This is a genomic window from Candidatus Methanodesulfokora washburnensis, from assembly GCF_003947435.1.
In the GTDB taxonomy this organism is placed as follows: Archaea; Korarchaeota; Korarchaeia; order Korarchaeales; family Korarchaeaceae; genus Methanodesulfokora; species Methanodesulfokora washburnensis.
The window spans coordinates 1-5,539 of record NZ_RCOS01000004.1 but is presented as its reverse complement, the minus strand read 5'-3'; the positions used below and the strand labels follow the sequence as shown (position 1 = coordinate 5,539).

The following is a 5,539-nucleotide window of genomic DNA, read 5'->3' as shown; positions in this document are numbered from 1 at the left end:
TAAAGGAGATCTACGTACGAGAGAAACCATTAACCCTAATAGAGGTGAAAGAAGGAAAGAACAAGCCTTATCTGCTTAAGGACAAATGTCCTTACATACGTGTCGGCTCAACAGACAGATGCATGACAAGAGAAGAGCTTGACGATATCTACAGGAAGAAATCCCGAGAGACCACTGGGTTTATGAGGTAAAGCTTAAATCTTATACAATGGAATATATGAATTGGTATTCTATATATGCTTTACTGTCGATGTACCATCTTCAGCCATCTCCACTCTTACTATGTTGGCTGCCTCTTCCTCTCCCAGCCCATAATGAGTTATTAGAATTACCTGATCTATCTTCTTCGCTATCTCTGAGAAGTAGCTCATCAACTGTGGAAGATTTTCTGAGTCAACTCCGTATGTTGGTTCATCCAATATAATTAGGCTTCGCTGGTTCAGGACATTCAGAAGAGCTACTCTTATAGCCAATGCTATCAGCGTCTGATGACCTCCTCCTGTCCTTTTTGCCGGTATATAGCCCTCGAGATTCGCTGGAAATACCTCCACAGTGTAATCATCTTTGTTTATCCTGAAGGCCTTGTAAACCCTCTGATCTGTGAGAGTTTCGTAAACTCTTAGAGCCTCGTCCGCTATCCACCTCAGCCTCAGCTCTCTCTGCCTCTCAATTCCTCCCTTTATTTTCTCGATCAGTTCCTCACAGATTTTGGCTTTTTCAAGCCTCTTTTCAAGCTTATCTATCTTCTCCTCAATTTCCTTCTTCTTATTATTCAGCTCCTTGAGATTTTCTTTCATGCTTTCTAGCTTCTTGCTTTTTTCATTAAGTTCGTCTTCCTTCTTTTTCAGTTCCTCCACGCTTAGTGGTAGCTTTTCAGCTATTTTAGCCTTTAAATCTGGATCATTTGGCTCAAACGGAAAAGCCAAAGCTTGAAGATCGGATCTTATTCCCTCTATACACTCCTGAAGATCTTTCTCAAGCTTCTTTTTCTCATTCTCAAGGGATTTAACGTTATTATATGCTTTCTGGAGATCATCTTTTCTACCTCTCAATTCCACCAGTTTTCCTTTATTCTCGTCAACTACCTGCTGGATGCGCTTAAGATTTTCCCGCTCTTTGCTCAGCCTTTTTTCCAGCTCTTCTTTTGTAGCACCTCCTAATAATTTAGTAAGCTTATCGTAAGTTTTCTGAAGGTTGGATAGATATGTAGAAAGGTTTGATTTATCTGTTTCCAGCTGTTTGATCCTTTTATTCAGGTCTTCATACTGAACATTTACTTCTTTAAGTTCTTTATCTAACTTGTCTGCTTCATCCTCTTTTTTCTTTATAATTTGTTTAACTAAATCTGGATCAACCTTCTGTCCGCATGTCGGGCAATTTGCAAGACCTTTTGCTAGCAGATCTTGATGAGACTTTATTTCATTTCTTAGTGCAGACAACCTGCCATCAAGCTCGTTTTTACTCTGATTAACTTTTTCAAACTCTTTATTAACTGCATTTAGTTCTTCTTCCTTCTTGTTTAGCTCTGTTTGAGTTGACGAGATTTTTTCTTCAAGCTCATTGATAGAGGAAACTCCCGCATTTTCGAGGTTTTCTTCTATTTTAGATAACCTTGAACTAATCTGCTGCACTACACCATCAATCCGTGATTTCTCTTTCTCAAGCCCTCTAAGCGTTTCCTCGAGCTTTTTCTCCTCTTCTGCTAATTTTTCTAGCTGCTTGTTGAGGTCCTCTGTGCTCTTAGCTTCTTTCTCTTTTAAGGTGTTTAATATGGCAACCTCTTTATCACGTATATCCTTTAGCAAAGATTCTCTCTTGTCTATTTTTTGGAGAAGTCTCCCAACTTCTTCAGACTTCGCCTTCCCCACTATATCCTCTAGGATCTTAATTTCGTCAGAAAGATCTTTTATTTGATCATTTAGCTGGTCTATTCGTTGATTTACCCCTAGAAGCCGTTCTTTAAATACTGCAACAATTGTCTTTGCATTCTCTCCCTCGTATTCTTCAAGAGTTTTCCTCACAGAGTCCAACTGCTCCACCAGCTCCTTCATCAGGGATATGCCCAAAATTAAGTCCATATCCTCTTTTTTAGGCTCCAGTATGTTTGTAAGCTCTCCCTGCCTTGCATAAACAAGGGTTGTGAACATTTTTATTCCCATTCCCATGAGCTCGGTTATCTTCTTGTTTAGCTCCTCCTCGTTGTTTACTGGAACTTCCCTTCCATCTATCTTTAGGCCCAATCTCGTCATTCTGAATCTTTTAGCCTCATCTTCCCTCCCTATAAGCCTCCCTTCCCTCAGAATTTCGACATGTTTTCCAGCTATATTGGCTGAGAGTTTGACTGACATGTTTCCTGTTGTGCCCTGAAGCCTTGAAACCAGCAATTTTAGTGATCTCTTCTCCAGTCCCGGCACAATGCCGAATAGAGCAAAAAGCAGAGCATCCAGAAGTGTTGTCTTTCCAGTTGAGTTCCTGCCTGTTATAACATTTAATCCCCTCTCAAAATTTATCTCTGCCCTCTTATAGCCCTCAAAGTTTCTCAGCTCCAAACGTTCGATCTGCATTTTTATCCAGCCTCCATTATCTTCAGCCACTTCTCAACAAAAGGAGCCCTATCTGACTCCTTCAGCAAGCCAGTCTGGGTGCTTGCCCTTTCCTCAAGCGCCATGCGCACCTCATCAGCTAGGGTTAAAGCTTGAGCCATAAGGTTCTCTCCAAGGATGCTGAATACCTCCTGCAGGAACTCCTCTCTACTCATATGCTCAGGGATGTTGATTCCCACATGCCTAAGCTCGCTTAAGTCATTGTCAACCTCAATATGCAGGATATTTGAGTTTTCCTTGCTGATATCCCTCATCTGTCTTTCTATCTCAGCTTCTAAGTCAAATCTGTTTCCATCCAAGAACCCGCGCAAGGCTATGCGAAGTATGCCCTGCTCCTTTTCTTTTCTGATCATATCCGAGAACTCGCTTGCAGCTGCAATAGCTCTTTCAATAAACCATTGAGGTTGTTGAACCGCGCCTTCGCTGTCTATGACCTCATTTTTAATCCTGTAAAGGGGCTTTATGGGCAGGAATTTGCAGTCTACATGCTGATCGAGATTCAAAATGCAGACTCCATGAGGCGAGTCATCTGAAAGATCTATTGACTCAGTCGCACCAGGAGTTAGCAGATACAGATCGGGCTTTTCAGCCAAGATGTACTTGTGATAGTGACCTGCAATTACCATGTTTGCACCAAGATATTTCACTGTGTCTAGCTTTGCCACCTGATACTCTGGCACATTTGGAGGGATATCCTGGCCCTCAACGAACATATGTGCTAGGAAGATCTTGTGCTCAGCCTTGGAACTGTTAAATTTCTCCTTTATGGCTTCCTTGATTTCATCCAGCTTTGAAGAGGTATATGGCGTGTAACCGAAACCAATAATAGCTAAATCTCCGCTCTCATAAATATTAGGTTTCCCCTGTAGGGTCTCCTCGCCCAAAACTCTCAGATATTTAGCCAATGGGTGAAGAACATAATCAAGGGTGCTGTTCTCGGGTGTGCCATCGTGATTGCCCCTCACCATCAATATCCTGACCTCAGGACCCAGAGAATCGACAAGCCTCTGAAGCTCTTCCTTGACAAAAAGAGAATCAGGAGCTGTCATGCTCCTCCTCTCAAAGAGATCTCCAGCATGAATCACAAGTTCAACACCCTCCTCGATGAATATGTCTATAGCCTGAGTAAACGCATGCCTAAAGGCCTGCCTCCGATAATCTGCAATGGCATTTGGGATGGACCTGCCCACATGAGTGTCTGCAAAAACCCCTATCTTCACCATCTCTCCCATCTCACCTCCTTTATTAGCTCAGATATTTTGTTATTTATTAAAGCTAACTCTGGAGTGACACCATGATGGACTGTCTCTCTCTTGGAAACTTTTATTATAGCTGGTAGTGGAACAAAAGGACCAACTAAAACAGCCTCTCCTTGGTTTAGGGCTGGAAGATCATCTATAAGCCTGTGGCTGAAGCTCTCGCTTGCACTTTCTATCATGTTCTGATCTTGAGCATTTGTAATTCGCAAGACAGCATAGTTTCCAATATTTGCCATTATATCAGGGCTTATGTTTCTGGGCCTCTGGCTTATCAAAGCTAAGAAAAGCCCGAATTTAGCTCCTTCCCTTATGGCTGTTGAGATGACCTTTGAGGCATATCTACCTCCTTCCTGTGATGCAACTCTATGTGCCTCCTCGATGAAGATGAATACCGGTGGAGCCTTTTTCAGATCTCCATAGTGAGCTACTTGGTTCCTGAAGATTAGATCTATCAAAATCCCTGTGTATACATCCTGAATTCTCGATCTTAAACCGCGCAGACAGATTACGCTCAGGGTTTTTGGCCTTAGAAACTCCTGCACAGGAGTCTCTTCAGCAGGAAGCTCGATCTCCTCCCCAAGATCTTCAAGCCTTGCAAGAATGGATAATAATCTCTTCTTTTCACCTGATTGTAACTTGTTATTGGTGTCAGAAGTTTTATCCGCATTCTCCACTATACTCTCTATTTCCTTGATAATGTCTTTGAGACCGAACGATCTTCCTTTTTCCCTGAACTCTTTAATTATTTTTCTAATCCATATGGACTGTATTTCTCCTAATCTTCCGCCCAAAAGCTCCAAGAATGCCTCATTTGTCATCTGTTTTGGGCTTAATTTCAAGTCCTTAACCTCTGCCGTTACACCCTTTATTCGAGGAGCATTGGGTGGATAATACACTATAACGTTGAACTTGTCATGTTTTCTGTCGTTTTCCGCTGCTCTGTCCATCATAACATAGTCACCATGGATATCTATCACTATGACTGGAAAGTTTGTGTTTGTGAGGATCTTCTCCATTACAGCCCCTGCAAGGTAGGACTTACCCCCTCTTGTCTGTGCGAAAATCCCAAGGTGGAATGAAAGATCTTGAAGGTGGATTGGAACCTGAACATCCTCCCTATGGATGAGCGTCCCGATGTAGACCGGAAGCCTCTCCATATCCCCCTTGTAAAAGGCCTGAAGAGTTTGAGTGTCAGCTAAATAGACTGGTGTATTGGGTTTAGGTGCATACTTGGGCCTCATAATCCTACCATCCTCAAGATATCCTAGAACCTCTGCCACAGCTACTTCATAGCCATATCTCTCCAGACCATTTATTCCAAGTGTTGCAATCTTCTCCCTAACAATGGGGTTTCTAGCACCGACTCCAACAACCTCTGCCAATACCACGTTCTTGCCAACTTCAACCTTCACATACTCATGAAGAGGGATATCCCCTTTTACCACCTTAAAGGGAAAATTCAGCGGGGTTGCACCATCCAAAACAGTGCCCACCTGCTCCTGAATTTCCATCAAATCACCTCACCATCAACTCCCTGAGATCACGCTTGGTCAAAACAGCCTTCAGCCCAGCTCTTCTCAAGGCTTCTATGATAAGGGGCTCGTAGCACTCCTTATAGATGTCAGTCCTGAACCTGACAAGGTCGTCCACATCAAGAAGAGGCTTAATTGTGAACGG

Annotated in this window: 3 protein-coding genes and 1 pseudogene; 1 reads left to right on the top strand and 3 read right to left on the bottom strand. The window is 42.7% G+C overall.

The features are described 5' to 3' along the window. Positions 1-191, top strand: a pseudogene (locus tag D6D85_RS15895) (hypothetical protein); the annotation flags it as partial. A 39-nt stretch (positions 192-230) separates the two neighbouring features. Here D6D85_RS15895 and D6D85_RS00215 read toward each other — a convergent pair. The 3 genes from D6D85_RS00215 to D6D85_RS00205 are packed head-to-tail and all read right to left on the bottom strand — an operon-like array spanning position 231 to position 5,373. After that, entirely contained in the window at positions 231-2,564 is a 2,334-nt protein-coding gene (locus tag D6D85_RS00215) for an AAA family ATPase (RefSeq protein WP_125670027.1), read from the bottom strand. Between the two features lie 2 nt (positions 2,565-2,566). Further along, on the bottom strand, positions 2,567-3,835 hold the full coding sequence (locus D6D85_RS00210; RefSeq protein WP_125670026.1) for a metallophosphoesterase family protein: 1,269 nt from the start codon (positions 3,833-3,835) through the stop codon (positions 2,567-2,569). Then, positions 3,820-5,373, bottom strand: a complete 1,554-nt coding sequence (locus tag D6D85_RS00205; RefSeq protein WP_125670025.1) for an ATP-binding protein — start codon at positions 5,371-5,373, stop codon at positions 3,820-3,822. The genes D6D85_RS00210 and D6D85_RS00205 overlap by 16 nt, the downstream gene beginning before the upstream one ends. Between the last annotated feature and the right edge of the window lie 166 nt (positions 5,374-5,539).